We start from the raw sequence: 1,064 nt of genomic DNA, 5'->3' as shown, positions 1-1,064 counted from the left end.
GTGTATGGAAATCTCATCTTGAAGCGAGCTTCCCGCTTAGATGCTTTCAGCGGTTATCCCATCCGAACGTAGCTAATCAGCGGTGCACTTGGCAGTACAACTGACACACCAGAGGTTCGTCCGTCCCGGTCCTCTCGTACTAAGGACAGCCCTTCTCAAATTTCCTGCGCGCGCAGCGGATAGGGACCGAACTGTCTCACGACGTTCTAAACCCAGCTCGCGTACCGCTTTAATGGGCGAACAGCCCAACCCTTGGGACCTACTCCAGCCCCAGGATGCGACGAGCCGACATCGAGGTGCCAAACCATGCCGTCGATATGGACTCTTGGGCAAGATCAGCCTGTTATCCCCGAGGTACCTTTTATCCGTTGAGCGACGGCCATTCCACAATGTACCGCCGGATCACTAGTCCCGACTTTCGTCCCTGCTCGAGATGTCTCTCTCACAGTCAAGCTCCCTTGTGCACTTACACTCGACACCTGATTGCCAACCAGGCTGAGGGAACCTTTGGGCGCCTCCGTTACTTTTTAGGAGGCAACCGCCCCAGTTAAACTACCCATCAGGCACTGTCCCTGACCCGGATTACGGGCCGAAGTTAGATGTCCAAAGTGACCAGAGTGGTATTTCAACGATGACTCCACCCGAACTGGCGTCCGGGCTTCAACGTCTCCCACCTATCCTACACAAGCCACTCCGAACACCAATACCAAACTATAGTAAAGGTCTCGGGGTCTTTCCGTCCTGCTGCGCGTAACGAGCATCTTTACTCGTACTGCAATTTCGCCGAGTTTATGGTTGAGACAGCGGGGAAGTCGTTACTCCATTCGTGCAGGTCGGAACTTACCCGACAAGGAATTTCGCTACCTTAGGATGGTTATAGTTACCACCGCCGTTTACTGGGGCTTAAATTCTCAGCTTCGCCCTGAAGGGCTAACCGGTCCTCTTAACCTTCCAGCACCGGGCAGGAGTCAGTCCGTATACATCGTCTTGCGACTTCGCACGGACCTGTGTTTTTAGTAAACAGTCGCTTCCCCCTGGTCTCTGCGGCCCCGATCCCCTCCCGG

General features: G+C 54.6%; 1 rRNA gene. It reads right to left on the bottom strand.

Annotated elements, in window-relative coordinates:
- Positions 1-1,064 (bottom strand): 23S ribosomal RNA (locus ACFTR6_RS22095); the annotation flags it as partial.

This window comes from Arthrobacter sp. NPDC057009 (assembly GCF_042673905.1).
Lineage (GTDB): Bacteria > Actinomycetota > Actinomycetes > Actinomycetales > Micrococcaceae > Arthrobacter.
The sequence above is the reverse complement of the archived record's forward strand: the minus strand, read 5'-3'. Positions and strand labels throughout refer to the sequence as shown.